We start from the raw sequence: 16,061 nt of genomic DNA, 5'->3' as shown, positions 1-16,061 counted from the left end.
TCCGATCGTCTGCCCGGGCCCCCGCCCCGGCAAATCGCCGGCCCGCCCCTGCCCGGGACCGGACGGGCGCGCTGCCGGGGACGGGGAAGAGTGAGACCCTGGCTGCATGGACCCGCGGGGACCGGCCCCGGCGGTCGACTGGCCCGCGGGGCCCGACCTGAGCCTCGCGCTCAACCGCATGGGCACCTTCGACTGGGACCTCGACAGCGGCCGCATGCACCTGGACGCCACCGCCCTCGAGGTCCTCGACCTGCCCCCGGAGCAGTTCGACGGCACCCCCGACGGGCTGCGCGCCCGGATCCTCCCGGCCGACGGGGCCCGCCTGGACCACCGCGTCCGGCAGGCGCTGCACGACGGCCGCAGCCACTACGGGGCCTACTTCCGCACCCTCCGCCAGGACGGCGGCACCGCCTGGACCCACATCCAGGGCCACGTCCTGCGCGACCCGGCCGGCCGGCCGTACAGGATCATCGGGATCGTCCGCGACGCAGCCGAGGACCCGGGAGAGCCCGGCGCGGCGGGGGAGCGCGACGAGGGCCGGCGCCGGATGACCGGCGTCGTCGAGCGGACCGCCGCGATCCTCGCGCACGCACGCACCGTCAACGACGTCACCGACATCCTCAAGGACCCCGCGGGCCTCGGCCACCTCGGCGCCGTCAGCGTCATGCTCGGCGTCGTCGACGGCGGCCGGGTCCACCTCGTCGCGGAGGGCCAGCTCGGCGCCTACGTGCCCGAGATCGAGTACACCCGCATCGACGCCCGCCTCCCGATGAGCGAGGCCGTCCGCACCCTCCAGCCCGTCTACCTCTCCTCCCGGGAGGAGTTCCGGCAGCGCTACCCGGACCTGTGGCCGTACATCGAGCCGCTGTCCGTGCGCAGCGGCGTCTACCTGCCCCTCATCGCCCAGGGCCGCCCCATCGGGGCGCTCGGGCTGCTCTACACCCGTGACGGGGACTTCACCGCCGAGGAACGCAACCTGCTGGTGGCCCTCGCCAGCGGCATCGCGCAGAGCCTCCAGCGGGCGATCCTCTTCGAACAGGAGCACGACCTCGCCGAGGGGCTCCAGCGGGCCATGCTGCCCCGCCACATCCCGGAGGTGGCGGGCGCCCGGATCGCCGTACGGTACCGGGCGGCCCGGATCGGGCGGGACATCGGCGGCGACTGGTACGACGTCATCCCCCTCGGCGAGGGCCGGGTCGGCGTCGTGATCGGCGACGTCGAGGGCCACGACACCGACGCGGCGGCCGTCATGGGCCAGCTGCGCATCGTGCTCCGCGCCTACGTCCTGGAGGGCCACACCCCGGGGACGGCCATGGCCCGGGCCTCCGCCTTCCTGCGCGACCTGGCCACCGAGCGCTTCGCCACCTGCACCTACGCCGAGGCGGACCTGAACACCGGCATGCTCCGCCTGGTCCGGGCCGGGCACCTCGACCCGGTGGTCCGGCGCGGCGACGGCAGCTGCCACCGCGTCCAGGTGGCGGGCGGCCTCCCCCTGGGGCTGCCCCCGCGCGAGCCGCCCGGCACCGGCTGCGGCTACCCCGTCACCAGCATGGAGCTGCACCCCGGGGACACCCTGCTGCTCTGCACCGACGGCCTGGTCGAACGGCCCGGCGGGGACCCCGAGACCGGTATGCGGGAGTTCATGGACGCGGCCCGCGCGGGCCCGGCCGACGTCGAGGAACTCGCCGACGTGCTCTGCGACCTCGTCGGGGACGCCGGCGGCGGGGACGACATGGCCCTGCTCGTGCTGCGCCGCCGCGGCACCCCCGCCCCGCGCGGCGGCGGCCCGCTGCGCCAGCGCCTGACCCCGGGCGACACGGAGGGCCCGGCCCTGGCCCGGCACCTGATCCGGGCGGCCGCGGCCGCCTGGGGCGCCCGGGAGCGGGCCGACGAGATCGAGCTGGCCGCCGACGAGCTGATGACCAACGCCCTCGTGCACACCGACGGCGGCGGCCAGGTCGGCATGCGGCTGACCGCCGAGGGCCGGATCCGGGTCGAGGTCGAGGATTCCAGCAGCGCCCTGCCGCGCCGCCGGGAGGCCGACGACTGGGCGGTCTCGGGGCGGGGCCTGATGCTGGTGGACCGGCTCGCGGACGGCTGGGGGGTGGAGCCCCGGGGGAGCGGGAAGTGCGTGTGGTGCGAGTTCGCCGTCCCGCACGCCGCCTCCGCCGCGGGGCCCGCCGCGGGCTGAGGGCCGCCGTCAGCCGGTGGCGTACGCCCGAGGGCCCTGGCGTGCCGCGGCGCGGTCGGCCGGCGGACGGAGCCGAGCGCCAGGAACCTGTACCGGCCCCGGATCCGCCGTTCCACACGGCGGCATAAGGGGGTGCGAACAGGTGAACCCGCCGGGCCACGCGGTGCGCCCCCGTTCTGACGGTCATACAGTATGGCGATCCTGCCGGGGTGATGAGCCTCCGTCCGCTGCTGCCCGCCCTGCTGAGCACCGCTCTGCTGGCCCCCGTCCCCGCGTACGCCGCCGCGGCCGGCGGCCCCGGCGACGGCATCGAGACCGCCCGCACCACCCGGCAGCTCGCCCCCGGCATCCGCCTGGAGTCCTACGACCGGCTGGAGACCGACCGCTGGCTGCGGATCGACGAGCTGGTCGCCGACCTCGATCCGCGCGGCGGCGTACGCGCCGAGTACCTGGGCACCGGCGGCGCCACCGGGCCCGTCACCCTCGCCGAAGCCGCCGCCCGTTACCGCCCCGGACCCGGGCGGCGCGTGGTCGCCGCCGTCAACGGCGACTTCTTCGACATCCGGGCCACCGGAGCCCCCCTCGGCCCCGGCATCGGCTCCGGACGGCTCCTGCACTCCGCCTCGCCCGGGCCGGGCGGAGGCGCGGCCGTCGGCTTCGGCCCGGACGGGACCGGCCGCCTGCTGCGCCTCGGCCTCGACGGGACGGTGACCCTGCCCGGCGGGCGGGCGTACCCCCTGGCCGGGTACAACGCCGCCAAGCCGCCCGCGCAGGGCTACGCCGTCTACACCGCCGACTGGGGCGGCACACGGCTCCCGGCCCTGGGGTCCGGGCAGGCCGTCGAGCTGCGCGACGGCAAGGTGGTCTCCACCGGCCCCGCCCGCGCGGCGCGGCCCGCCCCCGGCACCACCGTGCTGACGGCCCGGGGCGCCGCCCAGGCGGCCGCGCTCGCCGCCCTGCGCCCGGGGGACGAGGTAGCCGTCACCGCCCGGCCGCTGCCCGCGCCGGGCCCGGCCCCGGTGACGGCGCTCGGCGGGCGCGGGACCCTGGTCGCCGCCGGGACCCCGCTGAACCACGACGGCGAGGCCAACGACGCGTCCGCCCCGCGGACCGCCGTCGGGCTCTCGCGCGACGGCCGGCGCCTGAGCCTGGTCACCGTCGACGGCCGCCAGCGCGACAGCGGCGGCCTCACGCTCACCGCGCTGGGCGCGCTGATGCACCGGATCGGTGCCCACGAGGCCCTCAACCTCGACGGGGGCGGCTCCACCACCCTCCTCGCCGCCCACCCCGGGGCGGCCGCCCTCACCCTGGAGAACTCCCCGTCCGACGGCCACCAGCGCCCCGTGCCCAACGGCCTCGTCCTGACCGCCCCGGCCGGCCCCGGCCCGCTCGCCGGGTTCCGCGTCGAGCCCGCCGGCGGTGCCACCCGGCTCTTCCCCGGCCTGACGCGCACCCTGACCGCCACCGCGTACGACACCACGCTCGCCCCGGCCACCGCGACCCCGCGCTGGAGCACCGACCGGGGCCGGATCGGCCCGGACGGCGTGTACCGCGCCGCCCGCCCGGGCCCGGCCACGGTCCGGGTCTCGGCCGGGCCGGGGCCGGCCGCCGCGACCACCGCGGGCGCCTCGCGCGGGGCACCGGCGGCCGGGGACGGGACCGGCAGGGGCCCCGCCGGGGCAACCGTGCCGGGAGCGGCCTCCGCCCCCCTCGGGGGCCCGCCCGCGCAGACCGCGGCCGGAGCCGGCGGGACTCCCGAGGGGGTCCTGCGGCTCGACGTGCTCGGGCCGCTCGCCGGGCTCCGGGCCGTGCCCGGGCGGATCGGGGTCGAGCGGCGGGGGGAGGGCGCCGGCTTCGTCCTGACCGGCTACGACGCCCAGGGCGCCGCCGCACCCGTCGAGCCCCGGGACCTGACCCTGAGCTACGACCGCACCCGCTGGCGGGTCGCCGAGGACGGCCGGGGCGGCTTCACCGTCACGGCCCTCGTCCCGCAGGCCGCCGGGAAGCTGACCGCCACCGTCAAGGCCACCGGCGCCACCACCGAACTGGCCCTCGGCGTCGGCTCGGTGGCCGCGCCCCTGGCGGGCTTCGAGGACGCCGCCGGCTGGACCGGGCCCGCCGCCCCCGCCGAGGGCCACCCCGGCCCCGGGCTCGCCCTGGAAGCGCGCTCCGGCGCGGCCGCGACCCCGCCCCGCCCGCTGCCCGTACCGGAGTTGACCCGTGCCCTGTCCCTGTGGGTCGGCGGGGACGGCTCGGGGGCCCGGCCCGCCGTGGAGCTGGCCGGGGCCGACGGGGTGCCCCTGACCCTGCGCGGGCCCGCCGCCGACTGGACCGGCTGGCGGGAGGTACGCCTGCCCGTCCCGGCCGGCGCCGAACAGCCCCTGCGCGTCACCCGCCTCTCGGCCGCCCCCGGCAGCCGCCCCGGCCGGCTGCTGCTGGACACCCTCACCGCCACCACCCCGCCCACCGGCCCCGCCGCCCCCGCCGCCGCCCGGCCCGACCCCGTGGTGGGCACCGCCGCGCAGGCCGCGGCCCGGCCCTGGCGGTTCGCGGCCGGCCCGGCCGCGGCCGGGGGCGGTACCGAGCTGGTGCTGACCGGCACCGAGCGGGCGCCCTTCCTCCACCGCGGGGTGCGCTTCGTCCCGCTCGACACCGGCCGCCGCACCCTCGACCGGGGCGCCGGACTTGCCCGGATGCGGGCCCTGCGCCAGGCCCTGGACGCCGCCGCCCGGGAGCCGGGGACGGCCGCGCTGGCCGTCGTGCTGCCGTACGCGCCGGACACCCTGGACCGCAAGGAGGCCGCCCTGCTGGCGCAGCGCCTCGCCGAGTTCCGCCGCACCACCGGGAAGAACGCGGCCGTCATCACCCTCGGAGCACCCCGCTTCACCGCCGGACGCGCCGAGGGCGTGCTGACCGTCGCGGCACCCCGCACCGGCCGGACCCTCTTCGGCGCCGACGCCTTCGCGGCGCCCGGCCGGGACTGGCTGTCGGTGGCCCCGCCGCAGCCCTGAGCCGCGGGCCGTCGGCCGGCCTAGAGCCGGACGAGCGTGACCTCGGTGGCCTTCACGCTCGTCCAGACCGCGGCGCCGTCGGCCACGCCCAGTTCGGCCGCCGCCTCCGGGGTGATCTCCGCCACCAGGTCGGGGGCCTCCTCTGAGCCCACGAGCACGCGCAGCCGGCTGCCGACCGCGGTGACCTCCCGGATCGTGCCCGGCCAGACGTTGCGCGGGCTGCCGTCGGGGCGGGCCCGGTGCACGGACACCGCCTCCGGGGCGATGATCGCCAGGGCCTCGGCCCCCTCCGGCAGCGGCTCGGCCACCACCAGCCGCCCGCCGCCCGCCAGCGCGAGCCCGTCGGCGGAGGCGGTGCCCGGCCAGGCGTTGCGGCCCAGCATCCGGGCCACCCACGGCGAGCGCGGATGCCGGGTGACCTCCGAGGGCGGGGCGTCCTGGAGGGTCCGCCCGTCGGCCAGCACGAGCACCCGGTCGGCCAGCGACACCGCCTCGACCGGGTCGTGCGTGACGATCAGGCACACCCCGCCGAAGCCGGCCAGGTGCGTGCGCAGGGTGTGCCGCACGTGCGCCCGGGTGGTCTGGTCGAGGGCCGCGAGCGGTTCGTCGAGCAGCAGCAGCCTGGGGCGGGCGGCCAGCGCCCGGGCCAGGGCCACCCGCTGCGCCTGCCCGCCGGACAGCTGGGCGGGCTTGCGCTGGGCGAGGTGCCCGACGCCCAGCCGGTCCAGCCAGGCCTGCGCCTCCCGGCGGGCCTCGGCGCGCGGCACCCGGCGGGCCCGCAGCCCGTACGCGGTGTTCGCGAGGGCGCTCAGGTGCGGGAACAACGCCCCGTCCTGCGGGACCCAGGCGACCTGACGGCGGTGCGGGGGCAGGGCGGTGACATCGGTGTCGCCGAGCCGGAGTTCGGCGTGGGCGCGCGGGGTCAGGCCGAGGAGGGCGCGCAGCAGGGTGGTCTTGCCCGCGCCGTTCTCGCCGACCACGGCGATGGTCGTGCCCGGTCCGGCGTCCAGGGTCAGCCGGTTGAAGCCGGTGACCTCGGCGTGCAGGGGCCAGCGCCCGCCGTCCGCGGCGGCCGGCCCGGTGCCCTTCGGCGGGGCGCCCGGCGGTCCGGCCGGGGGCTCCTCGGAGGCCGGGGCGGCCGCGGCCGTCTTGCGGGCGGCCGGGGTGCCGGTCCAGCGGCCGCGCAGGGCGATGAGGACGGCCATGGCGATGGCGAGCAGCAGCAGCGACACCGAGGTGGCCGCCTCGGGGCGGTCCTGGAGCAGCAGGTAGACCTGGAGGGGCAGGGTCTGGGTGGTGCCGGGCAGGTTCCCGGCGAAGGTGATGGTCGCGCCGAACTCGCCCAGCGCCCGGGCCCAGGTCAGGGCCGCGCCCGCGATCAGGCCGGGGGCCACCATGGGCAGGGTCACGGTGAAGAACACCCGGACCGGCCGGGCGCCGAGGGAGGCGGCGGTCTCCTCGTAGCTGTGCTTGAGCCCGCCGAGCGCCCCCTCCAGGCTGATCACCAGGAAGGGCATGGCGACGAAGGTGGCGGCGACGACGGCGCCGGAGGTGTGGAAGGGCAGGGTGATGCCGAAGGTGCTCTCCAGCCAGGGCCCCAGCAGACCGCGGCGCCCGAAGCCCAGCAGTAGCGCGACACCGCCGACGGTCGGCGGCAGCACCATCGGCAGCAGCACCAGCGAGCGCACGAAGGCCTTGCCCTTGAACTCGACCCGGGCCAGCAGCCAGGCCAGCGGCACCCCGAGCAGCAGGGACAGGCTGAGCGCCCAGGCGGAGACCAGCAGGGAGAGCCGCAGCGCCTCGGTCACCCCGGGGCTGGTCAGATGGCCGGCGAGCTCGCTCCACTGGGTGCGGGTGAGGATGCCGATCAGCGGCAGCAGCAGGAACGCGACGGCGACCAGCGCGGGGAGCGCCAGCGTCACGGGGGGCCGGGTGCGGGTGCGGAGTCTGCTCATGGAGTTCCTGGTCGGGGCGGCCGGGCCGCTGCGGCTGGCTGGCGGGGGGTATGCCGGAGGGGCTGCCCGTCCCCCCGGACCGGGCAGCCCCTCCGGAGCCCTACGGCTTCTGGAAGCCGGCGTCCTGGAGGATCTTCTGCGCCTCCGGGGTGCTCAGCCAGGCCACGAACGCGGCCGCGGCCTCGGCGTTCTTCGACTGCTTGAGCGTGGCGGCCGGGTAGGAGGCGACGGCGTTCTGGTCGTCCGGGATGTCGACGCTGACGACCTTGTCGCCGGACTTGGCGGAGTCGGTCTTGTAGACGAGGCCGGCATCGGCCTCACCGAGCTCGACCTTGCTCAGGACGGCGCGGACGTTGGGCTCCTGGGAGACCGGCTTCACCTCGATCTTCTGGGCGTCGAGGATCTGCTTGCTGTAGCGGCCGACCGGGACCTCGGGCGCCGCGAGGACGACCTTGATCTTGGAGTCGGCGAGGTCCTTGAGCTCGTCGATCTTGAAGGGGTTGCCCTTGCCGGCCGCGATGACCAGGCGGTTCTTCGCGATGATCGTGGCGCCGTTGGTGTCGGCCTTGAGGCCGTCCATCGTCTTGGTGTCGGCGGTCACCAGCGCGTCGGCCGGGGAACCCTGCTTGACCTGCGCGGCGAGCTCCTGCGAGCCGGCGAAGGAGAAGGTCACCTTGGTGCCCGGGTGGGACTTCTCGTACGCCTCGCCGGCCGTCTTGAAGACGTCGGTGAGGGAGGAGGCGGCGAGCACGGTGAGGTTCGCGGGCTTGGCCGCGGCGGGGGCGGGGGCCGAGGCGGACGGGCCGGCGGCCGCGTCGTCCTTCTTGTCGCCGTTGTCGCCGTTGCCGCCGCAGGCGGACAGCGGGACGAGCAGGGCGGCGGTCAGCGCGGCGGCGGCCGCACGGCGGCCGCTCAGGATCGCGTGCATGGGAGGGGGCTCCTCGGTCGGGTCGGCGGCCGGCCGGGTGCCGGGCCGCGCGGTATGACCCGCGCCGTGACGGGCGGAGCGGGTGGGGACGAACGATGGTGCGTGGATCGCGTGGATCGCGCGGGCGGGCGGATCAGGGGGGCGGGGCGGCCGCGGGCCGCGCCGCGCCGGGGTCAGGTGCGGTCGATGTGCACGCTGGTCGACTTCACGCGGGCGGTGGCCTGCATGCCGACCTCCAGTCCGAGCTCCTCGACGGCCTCGCGGGTCAGCAGGGAGACCAGACGGTGGGGACCTGCCTGGATCTCGACCTGGGCGGCCACGTCGCCGAGCGTGACGGCCGTGACGATGCCGGGGAAGGCGTTGCGCGCCGAGGTGTACGGCTCCCCGTCCTCGGTGTGAGCGCCCTGCCCCACCTCGACGGAGAAGGCCGCGAGGTCACGGCCGTTGATCAGGCGACGCCCCGCCTCGTCGCGATGGGTCGCGACCCGGCCGGCGTCGGCCCAGCGCCGCGCGGTGTCCGGGCTGACGCCCAGCAGACGCGCCGCCTGTCCGATGGTGTAGGACTGCATGCGCGACAAGGTAGGGGCATTGAGGCCGCATGTGCAATTCATTTGGCGCGTTCTCTATCGCAGATGCGATGACCCTTGTGGTATCCGCCAAAATGCGTTCCGGTTCCGGGCCGACGGATCGATAGGCTCGGCGCATGGCTGATACGAAGAGCAGCACGGCCGCAGCGGCCGGCCCGGGTCCGCTGGAGGCGGGTACCGCGCGGGTGGACGCCTGGATCTGGTCGGTCCGGCTCACCAAGACCCGGTCCGTCGCGGCGACCGCCTGCCGGGCGGGGCACGTGAAGGTCAACGGAGAACGGGCCAAGCCGGCGCAGCAGGTGCGGGCGGGCGACGAGGTACGGCTCTTCCACGCCGGGCGGGAACGGGTGGTCGTGGTGCGCAGGCCCGTGACCAAGCGGGTGGGCGCGCCGGTGGCGGCCGAGTGCTTCGTCGACAACAGCCCGCCGGTGCCGACGCCGGTGGAGGCCGCCGTGGTGGGCATCCGGGACCGGGGGGCCGGGCGGCCCACCAAGCGGGAGCGGCGGGAGTTCGACAGCCTCCGGGGGCGGTAGCCGACCGGGGCGGGGGGTGGGCTCCGGCCGTGCCGGCTCCGGCCGCACACCCCCGCGCCCCGTCACGTCTTGCGGTAGCCGTACGCCTCCGTGGCGGCCGCCACCACCGCCTCCAGCGGGGCGCCCGCCGACGCCGCCACGACCGCCGCCACCGCGCCCTCCAGGAACGGGGCGTCCACCAGGCGGGAGTTCGGGGGGAGTTCCCCGTCCTCCAGCAGGGCCTTCACCGTCAGGACCGAGCTGCCCAGGTCCGCCAGCAGCGCCACCCCGGCCCCCTGGTCCACCGCTGCCGCCGCCGCGAGGACCAGTTCCGCGCTCGTGCCGAGGCCGCCGTCGGGGCTGCCGCCCGCCGGGGCCACCGGAGCGACCGCGCCGCCCGCCGCCAGGCCCTGGGCCAGTTGCGCCACCGACTCCGCGACCCGGGCGCTGTGCGAGACCAGGACGATGCCGACGGGGGTCACCGCGCCCCCTCCGCCGTGTCCGCCAGCGCGGTCAGGAGCAGGGCGGAGGAGGTGGCGCCCGGGTCCTGGTGGCCGACGCTGCGTTCGCCGAGGTAGCTCGCCCGGCCCTTGCGGGCCAGTATCGGCACCGTCGCCAGGGCGCCGGCCTCCGCCGCGTCCCGGGCCGCCCGGTAGGACGTGCCCAGTGCCGTGACCGCCGGGGTCAGGGCGTCCAGCATCGTCTTGTCGCCCGGCGCCGCCCCGCCCAGCTGGGCCACCGCGGCCACCCCGGCCTCCAGGGCCCGCTGCAGTGCGGCGTCGGAGACCTCCGCGTCCTCCCCGAGCTCCTTGCCCGTGCGGCGCAGCAGCGTGCCGTACAGGGGGCCGGAGGCGCCGCCGACCGTGGAGATCAGCGTACGGCCGGCCAGTTGGAGGAGTGCGCCGGGCGCCGTCGAGGGGTCCGCGTCGGCCAGCGCGGCGCGGACGGCCGTGAAGCCCCGCAGCAGGTTGGTGCCGTGGTCGGCGTCGCCGATGGGGGAGTCGAGCTCGGTCAGCCGGTCCGCCTCCCGTTCCACCGCCGCGGCGGCGGCCTCCAGCCAGCCCCGGAAGAACTCTGCGTCACGCACCGGAATCCTTTCGTCCGTCATGGTCCGTCGGTCGTGCTCCGGCCGCCATATTCCGTCCTGCCTCCTCAGCGCCCCCAGCGCAGCGCCGGAGTCTGCACCGGGGCGTCCCAGAGCCGCAGCAGCTCCTCGTCGGCCCGGCAGAGCGTCACCGAACAGCCCGCCATGTCGAGGGAGGTGACGTAGTTGCCGACCAGGGCGCGGGCCACGGGGACACCGCGGGCCCCCAGGACCCGGGCCACCTCCGCGTGGAACCCGTACAGCTCCAGCAGCGGGGTCGCGCCCATGCCGTTGACCAGGGCCAGCACGGGGCCGTCGGCGGGGCCGCCGGTCTCGGCGAGGCCGTCCAGTACGGCGCCCACGGCCACGTCCGCGATCTCCCGCGCGCTCATCATGGCCCGCCGTTCCCGGCCGGGCTCGCCGTGGATGCCGATGCCCAGTTCCAGCTCGCCCTCGGGGAGCTGGAACGTGGGGCTGCCCTTGGCGGGGGTGGTGCAGGCGCTGAGGGCGACGCCGAAGCTGCGCGAGCTCTCGTTGACCTGCCGGGCGAGGGCCGCGACCCGGTCCAGGGGCGCTCCCTCCTCGGCGGCCGCGCCGGCGATCTTCTCCACGAACAGGGTGGCGCCCGTACCGCGGCGCCCGGCCGTGTACAGGCTGTCCGTGACGGCGACGTCGTCGTTGACGAGGACGCTCTCCACCTGCAAGCCGTCCTCTTCGGCGAGCTCGGCCGCCATCTGGAAGTTGAGGACGTCGCCGGTGTAGTTCTTGACGATGAACAGGACGCCCTGTCCGGCGTCCACGCTGCCCGCCGCGTGCAGCATCTGGTTGGGCACCGGGGAGGTGAACACCTCGCCGGGGCAGGCCGCGGAGAGCATCCCGTACCCCACGAACCCGCCGTGCAGCGGCTCGTGCCCGGAGCCGCCGCCGGAGACCAGGCCCACCCGGCCGCCGGTCTTGGCGTCGCGCCGCAGCACCACCCGCCGCTCCGCGTCCACGTCGAGTTCGGGATGTGCGGCCGCCATCCCGTGCAGCGCGTCGGCGACTACGGTGTCCGCGGAGTTGATGAGCATCCTCAAAGCTGCCTCCCAGATGGCGCGGCGCCCCGGCCCCGTTCGCGGCCGGGGTTTCGAAGTCAACCACGGCCGGGCGCCGGATCAGGGGAGGAACGGCCGAGCGGACGGCGGGTCAGCCGCCCAGCTCGCGCAGCCGCCGGCCGACCTCGCCGAGGCCGTCGGCGAGCGCGTCGAGCTGAGCGGGGGTGAGCACGTCGACGAGGACCTGCCGTACGGCCGTCACATGGCCGGGCGCCGCCGCCTCCAGCCGGGCCCGGCCGGCGTCGGTGAGGACGGCGAAGACACCGCGCACGTCGGAGGGGCAGCTGCGGCGCCGGACGAGTCCGGCCTTCTCCATCTGGGTGACCTGGTAGGTCAGCCCGCTCTTGGAGTTGATCAGCCCGTTGGCGAGTTCCGTCATGCGCAGCTCGCCGCCGGGTGCCGCGGCGAGCCGCACGAGGATCTCGTACTGGGGGTGGGAGAGTCCTGAATCGTCCTTGAGCTGCTGGTCGAGGTGCCGGTTCACCAGGGCGGAAGCGGCCAGGAAGCTCCTCCAGGCCCGCATCTCGCGCTCGTCCAGCCATCTCGTTCCGTCCATGGCGCCAGGGTACACGAGTTGTTCGAATTTGAATCAGTGGCTAGTGTCGGGTCGGCGGTTCGAATTTGAACAAGCTGCTCGCGAACCACACCTCGGACCGCCCCGACCGGAAGGAACCCCCCCATGACCAGCGCCTCCGCCACCGCGACGAAGGCCCCGGCCACGGCACCGGCCGTATCCGCCCCCACCCCCACCCCCGCGCCCACCACCTCCACCGCCGGCCTGGACGCCGGACTGCTGCTCCTGCGCGTGGTCCTCGGCCTGGCCGTCGCCGCCCACGGCGCCCAGAAGCTCTTCGGCTGGTTCGGCGGCGGCGGCATCAGCGGCACCGGCGGGTTCTTCACCTCCGTCGGCTACCCGGCCGGCGAGGCCATGGCCGCGGTCGCCGGCCTGACCGAGACCCTGGGCGGCCTCGGCCTCGCCGCCGGCCTGCTCACCCCGCTCGCCGGGGCCGCCGTCACCGGCACGATGATCAACGCCCTCGCCGTCCACGGCGCCGGCGCCTTCTTCGCCCCCAAGGGCATGGAGTACGAGCTGCTCCTCGCGGCCGCCGCGGCCGCCCTCACCCTCACCGGCCCCGGCCGCCTCGCCCTGGACCGCCTCCTGCCGCTCCCGGCGCTGCGCACCCCCCGCCCGGCGCTCGGCGCGGCGGCCCTCGCCCTCGGCGTGGCCCTCGCCGCGGTCACCCTCCTCGTGCGGAGCTGACCACCCGGCCGTCCCCGCCGCTCCCGCGGGGGCGGCCCGCCCCGCCCCGTGTTCCGGTGGGCTGATTGACCCGGGGCCATCGGGGGAACAGCGGAGAAATGACACAACCCATCGAAGACTACGCACTCATCGGCGACCTCATGACCAGCGCACTGGTCGGCCGCGACGGGTCCATCGACTGGCTGTGCCTGCCCCGCTTCGACTCCGCCGCCTGCTTCGCCGCCCTCCTCGGCGACGAGGAGAACGGCCACTGGACGATCGCCCCGGCCGGCGCCGCCGACGGCGAGCGGTGCTCCCGGCGGGCCTACGCCGACGGATCGCTGGTCCTCGAATCCCTCTGGGAGACCGACGACGGCACCGTCAAGGTCACCGACTTCATGCCGCAGCGCGACACCGCCCCCGACGTCATGCGCATCGTCGAGGGCGTCTCCGGCCGGGTCACCGTCCGCAGCACCCTGCGCCTGCGCTTCGACTACGGCCACGTCGTCCCCTGGGTCCGGCGCAGCGAGGGCGACCGGGTCGCCGTCGCCGGACCGGACTCGGTCTGGTTCCGCAGCGAGCCACCCGTCCGCACCTGGGGCGAGGCCAACAGCACCCGCTCCGAGTTCACCGTCGGCCCCGGCGAGAAGGTCGCCTTCGTGCTGACCTGGCACCCCTCGCACGAGCCCCGCCCCGCCCGCGTCGACCCGTACGAGGCCCTGGCACAGAGCCTCGCCGACTGGCGCGACTGGTCCGCCCAGTGCCGCTACCAGGGCCCCTACGAGGAGGCCGTCACCCGCTCCCTGATCACCCTCAAGGCCCTGACGTACGCCCCCACCGGCGGGATCGCCGCGGCCGCCACCACCTCCCTTCCGGAGGAGCTCGGCGGCGTCCGCAACTGGGACTACCGTTACTGCTGGCTGCGCGACGCCACCCTCACCCTCGGCGCGCTCCTGACCACCGGATTCCGCGACGAGGCCCGCGCCTGGCGCGGCTGGCTGCTGCGCGCCGTCGCCGGCGACCCGGCCGACCTCCAGATCATGTACGGGATCGGCGGCGAGCGCCGCATCCCCGAGACGGAGCTCCCGTGGCTGCGCGGATACGCCGGCTCCGCGCCCGTCCGCGTGGGCAACGCCGCCGTCGACCAGCTCCAGCTGGACGTCTACGGAGAAGTCCTCGACTCCCTGTACCTGGCCCGCTCCACCGGACTGGCCTCGGAACGGCACGCCTGGAAGATCCAGCTCGCCCTGCTCGACTTCCTGGAGCGCAACTGGCGCCGGCCCGACGAGGGGCTGTGGGAGGTGCGCGGCCCGCGCCGCCACTTCACCCACTCCAAGGTGATGGCCTGGGTGGCCGCCGACCGGGCCGTGCGGACCCTGGAGGCCGCCCCCCACATGCCCGGCGACGTGGAGCGCTGGCGGGCGATGCGCGACGAGGTCCACCGCGACGTCTGCGAGCACGGCTACGACCCCGGACGCGGCACCTTCACCCAGTACTACGGCTCCCGCGAACTCGACGCGGCCACCCTGCTCATCCCGCGCGTCGGCTTCCTGCCGCCCGAGGACCCGCGCGTCATCGGCACCGTCGACGCCGTACGGGCCGAGCTCGGCAGCAGCGGACTGGTCCGCCGCTACAGCACCGAAGGCCCCTCCGTCGACGGACTGCCCGGCGACGAAGGGGCCTTCCTGGCCTGCTCGTTCTGGCTGGCGGACGCCCTGCACCTGACGGGCCGGCCCAAGGAGGCCCGGGAACTCTTCGAACGCCTGCTGGCCGTCCGCAACGACGTGGGCCTGCTCGCCGAGGAGTACGACCCCGCGAGCGGGCGCCAGCTCGGCAACTTCCCCCAGGCCTTCAGCCACATCGGCCTGGTGAACACCGCCCTCACCCTGGGCGCCGACGCCCCCTGAAGCACGGGAACGGCCGGTGGGCCGCCGCGGTGTGCGGCGGCCCACCGGCCGTTCCCGGAAGGCGTCCAGGGAGGCTACGCCGCGGCCGGCTCCTCGGCGTCCTCCGGGATGCTGACCAGCCAGCGGGTGTCCTTGCGCGGCCGCAGGTACAGCGCCCAGTACAGGGTGGCGACGGCGGTGATGCCGCCGGTCCACAGCAGGTACTGGGTCTCCTGCTGGGTCAGGATGTACGCGAGGACGGCGATCAGCGCGACCGGCACCGCCGGCCACAGCGGCATCCGCCAGGCGGCCGCCTCGCGGTGCGCCCCGCGCCGGCTGAACAGCGCCGCCACCGCGACCAGCAGGTACATGCCGGTCACCGACACGCCCGTCACCCCGTACAGGGTGTCCAGGTTGACGAAGCACATCGCCGCGCCCGGCAGACCGACCAGCAGGGTGGCCACCCAGGGGGAGCCGAAGCGGCCCAGGCGGGACAGAGCGCGGTTGACCGGCTCGGGCCAGGCCTTGTCGCGGGCCGAGGCGAACAGCACCCGGGAGTTCTGGATGACCATGACGATGCCGGCGTTGATGATCGCGAGGGCCACGCAGAGGCTGACGAAGGTGCCGACGGCCGAGTTCGACCAGGCGGTCACCATCGCGCCGAGGTCACCGGAGGTCAGCGCGTCCAGGTCCGGGGCGCCCACGGTGATCGCGATGACCGGGACCAGGATGACGGCGGTGGAGATGGCGAGCGTGGCCAGGACGGTCCGGGGCACGTTGCGGCGCGGCTTCTCCAGCTCCTCCGAAAGGTAGACGGCCGTCGAGAAGCCCTGGGTGATGAACAGTGCGATCGCCAGCCCGGAGACCACCATCATGGCCGTCACCGTGGAGGTGCCGCCGCCCTCGGCGGCCACCGTGCCGTGCACCAGCGCACCGGCGCCCCGCTCGCTGTGGGCGAAGCCCAGCACGGCCACCAGCGCCGCCGCGACCACCTCGAGGACCAGGAAGATGCCGGTGATCCAGGCGTTGGCCCGCAGGTCCAGCAGACCGGCGAGGGTCGCGAGCAGCATCACCGCGCCACCGGCCACCGGGGCCGGGATGTGGACCACGGGGGCGAGGTAGTCGGCGGTGCCCATGGCGATCACCGGAGGCACGATCATCACCACGAGCAGCGACAGCACGAACACCAGCCAGCCCGCGAGCCGCCCCGCGAGGGTGGAGACCATGGCGTACTCGCCGCCCGCGCTGGGGATCAGCGTCCCCAGCTCCGAGTAGCAGAACGCCACGCCGATACAGAGCAGCGAGCCGATCGCGATGGTCAGGGCGGTCCAGGTGCCGAGGCTGGAGAAGAGATCGGGCACGACGACGAACAGGGTCGAGGCGGGCGTCACGCACGAGAGCGTGAGCAGGGTCCCGCCGACGACGCCGATGGAGCGCTTGAGCTTCTGGGGGGTGGGCCCGGTGGCCGGGGCGAGCGCCTGGGGAGCGCTGATCGTTTCAGTCATCGGTGCGGGATTTCCGATCGGCAGTTGCGAAGAAGCTGGGGGTGCGGGAGCGGTATCGCCTCCGAGGC

General features: G+C 76.0%; 13 protein-coding genes. 5 read left to right on the top strand and 8 right to left on the bottom strand.

Going from position 1 to position 16,061, the window contains the following annotated elements; all coding sequences use genetic code 11:
- Window positions 1-106 precede the first annotated feature (106 nt).
- Together B4U46_RS04660 and B4U46_RS40035 are read left to right on the top strand one after the other, a co-directional pair.
- Window positions 107-2,191, top strand: coding sequence for a SpoIIE family protein phosphatase (locus B4U46_RS04660; protein WP_079424314.1), 2,085 nt, complete (start codon window positions 107-109; stop codon window positions 2,189-2,191).
- 212 nt (window positions 2,192-2,403) lie between these two features.
- Entirely contained in the window at window positions 2,404-5,202 is a 2,799-nt protein-coding gene (locus B4U46_RS40035; protein ID WP_079424312.1) for a phosphodiester glycosidase family protein, read from the top strand.
- Window positions 5,203-5,222: 20 nt separating this feature from the next.
- Here the strand turns inward: B4U46_RS40035 and B4U46_RS04650 are convergent, their stop codons facing one another.
- From B4U46_RS04650 to B4U46_RS04640, 3 genes are all read right to left on the bottom strand, one after another.
- The gene (locus tag B4U46_RS04650) at window positions 5,223-7,157 is read right to left on the bottom strand and encodes an ABC transporter permease (RefSeq protein WP_079424310.1); all 1,935 of its coding nucleotides are present in this window, start codon (window positions 7,155-7,157) and stop codon (window positions 5,223-5,225) included.
- Window positions 7,158-7,257: 100 nt separating this feature from the next.
- Window positions 7,258-8,085, bottom strand: a complete 828-nt coding sequence (gene modA / locus B4U46_RS04645) for a molybdate ABC transporter substrate-binding protein (protein ID WP_079424309.1) — start codon at window positions 8,083-8,085, stop codon at window positions 7,258-7,260.
- A 173-nt stretch (window positions 8,086-8,258) separates the two neighbouring features.
- The gene (locus B4U46_RS04640) at window positions 8,259-8,654 is read right to left on the bottom strand and encodes a TOBE domain-containing protein (RefSeq protein WP_042809951.1); all 396 of its coding nucleotides are present in this window, start codon (window positions 8,652-8,654) and stop codon (window positions 8,259-8,261) included.
- 134 nt (window positions 8,655-8,788) lie between these two features.
- On the opposite strand from B4U46_RS04640, the gene B4U46_RS04635 reads away from it, so the two are divergent.
- Entirely contained in the window at window positions 8,789-9,205 is a 417-nt protein-coding gene (locus B4U46_RS04635; protein ID WP_079424307.1) for an RNA-binding S4 domain-containing protein, read from the top strand.
- Between the two features lie 62 nt (window positions 9,206-9,267).
- On the opposite strand, the gene B4U46_RS04630 is transcribed toward B4U46_RS04635, so the two are convergent.
- The 4 genes from B4U46_RS04630 to B4U46_RS04615 all read right to left on the bottom strand — a co-directional run bounded on the left by B4U46_RS04630 (window position 9,268) and on the right by B4U46_RS04615 (window position 11,918).
- The gene (locus tag B4U46_RS04630; protein ID WP_079424305.1) at window positions 9,268-9,666 is read right to left on the bottom strand and encodes a PTS-dependent dihydroxyacetone kinase phosphotransferase subunit DhaM; all 399 of its coding nucleotides are present in this window, start codon (window positions 9,664-9,666) and stop codon (window positions 9,268-9,270) included.
- On the bottom strand, window positions 9,663-10,271 hold the full coding sequence (gene dhaL, locus B4U46_RS04625) for a dihydroxyacetone kinase subunit DhaL (protein ID WP_185117334.1): 609 nt from the start codon (window positions 10,269-10,271) through the stop codon (window positions 9,663-9,665). The genes B4U46_RS04630 and dhaL overlap by 4 nt, the downstream gene beginning before the upstream one ends.
- 65 nt (window positions 10,272-10,336) lie before the next feature.
- A complete protein-coding gene (gene dhaK / locus B4U46_RS04620; protein WP_079424301.1) occupies window positions 10,337-11,344 on the bottom strand; it encodes a dihydroxyacetone kinase subunit DhaK in 1,008 nt (335 codons plus the stop codon).
- Between the two features lie 109 nt (window positions 11,345-11,453).
- A complete protein-coding gene (locus B4U46_RS04615) occupies window positions 11,454-11,918 on the bottom strand; it encodes a MarR family winged helix-turn-helix transcriptional regulator (RefSeq protein ID WP_079424299.1) in 465 nt (154 codons plus the stop codon).
- Between the two features lie 123 nt (window positions 11,919-12,041).
- Here B4U46_RS04615 and B4U46_RS04610 point away from each other — a divergent pair, with 123 nt between their 5' ends.
- Entirely contained in the window at window positions 12,042-12,623 is a 582-nt protein-coding gene (locus tag B4U46_RS04610; protein WP_079424297.1) for a DoxX family protein, read from the top strand.
- Window positions 12,624-12,721: 98 nt separating this feature from the next.
- The gene (locus tag B4U46_RS04605) at window positions 12,722-14,509 is read left to right on the top strand and encodes a glycoside hydrolase family 15 protein (protein WP_079424295.1); all 1,788 of its coding nucleotides are present in this window, start codon (window positions 12,722-12,724) and stop codon (window positions 14,507-14,509) included.
- 74 nt (window positions 14,510-14,583) lie between these two features.
- On the opposite strand, the gene B4U46_RS04600 is transcribed toward B4U46_RS04605, so the two are convergent.
- The gene (locus B4U46_RS04600) at window positions 14,584-15,993 is read right to left on the bottom strand and encodes an APC family permease (RefSeq protein ID WP_079424293.1); all 1,410 of its coding nucleotides are present in this window, start codon (window positions 15,991-15,993) and stop codon (window positions 14,584-14,586) included.
- Window positions 15,994-16,061 lie beyond the last annotated feature (68 nt).

Origin of the sequence: Streptomyces katrae, assembly GCF_002028425.1 — a bacterium.
Classification (GTDB): Bacteria; Actinomycetota; Actinomycetes; order Streptomycetales; family Streptomycetaceae; genus Streptomyces; species Streptomyces katrae_A.
This window is presented reverse-complemented; position numbering and strand designations above follow the sequence as displayed.

Bases quoted from the DNA above. Each gene is read 5' to 3' on its own strand.
- B4U46_RS04660 (WP_079424314.1), top strand. From the start codon at position 107: ATGGACCCGCGGGGACCGGCCCCGGCGGTCGACTGGCCCGCGGGGCCC.
- B4U46_RS40035 (WP_079424312.1), top strand. From the start codon at position 2,404: ATGAGCCTCCGTCCGCTGCTGCCCGCCCTGCTGAGCACCGCTCTGCTG.
- B4U46_RS04650 (WP_079424310.1), bottom strand. From the start codon at position 7,157: ATGAGCAGACTCCGCACCCGCACCCGGCCCCCCGTGACGCTGGCGCTC.
- modA (WP_079424309.1), bottom strand. From the start codon at position 8,085: ATGCACGCGATCCTGAGCGGCCGCCGTGCGGCCGCCGCCGCGCTGACC.
- B4U46_RS04640 (WP_042809951.1), bottom strand. From the start codon at position 8,654: ATGCAGTCCTACACCATCGGACAGGCGGCGCGTCTGCTGGGCGTCAGC.
- B4U46_RS04635 (WP_079424307.1), top strand. From the start codon at position 8,789: ATGGCTGATACGAAGAGCAGCACGGCCGCAGCGGCCGGCCCGGGTCCG.
- B4U46_RS04615 (WP_079424299.1), bottom strand. From the start codon at position 11,918: ATGGACGGAACGAGATGGCTGGACGAGCGCGAGATGCGGGCCTGGAGG.
- B4U46_RS04610 (WP_079424297.1), top strand. From the start codon at position 12,042: ATGACCAGCGCCTCCGCCACCGCGACGAAGGCCCCGGCCACGGCACCG.
- B4U46_RS04605 (WP_079424295.1), top strand. From the start codon at position 12,722: ATGACACAACCCATCGAAGACTACGCACTCATCGGCGACCTCATGACC.
- B4U46_RS04600 (WP_079424293.1), bottom strand. From the start codon at position 15,993: ATGACTGAAACGATCAGCGCTCCCCAGGCGCTCGCCCCGGCCACCGGG.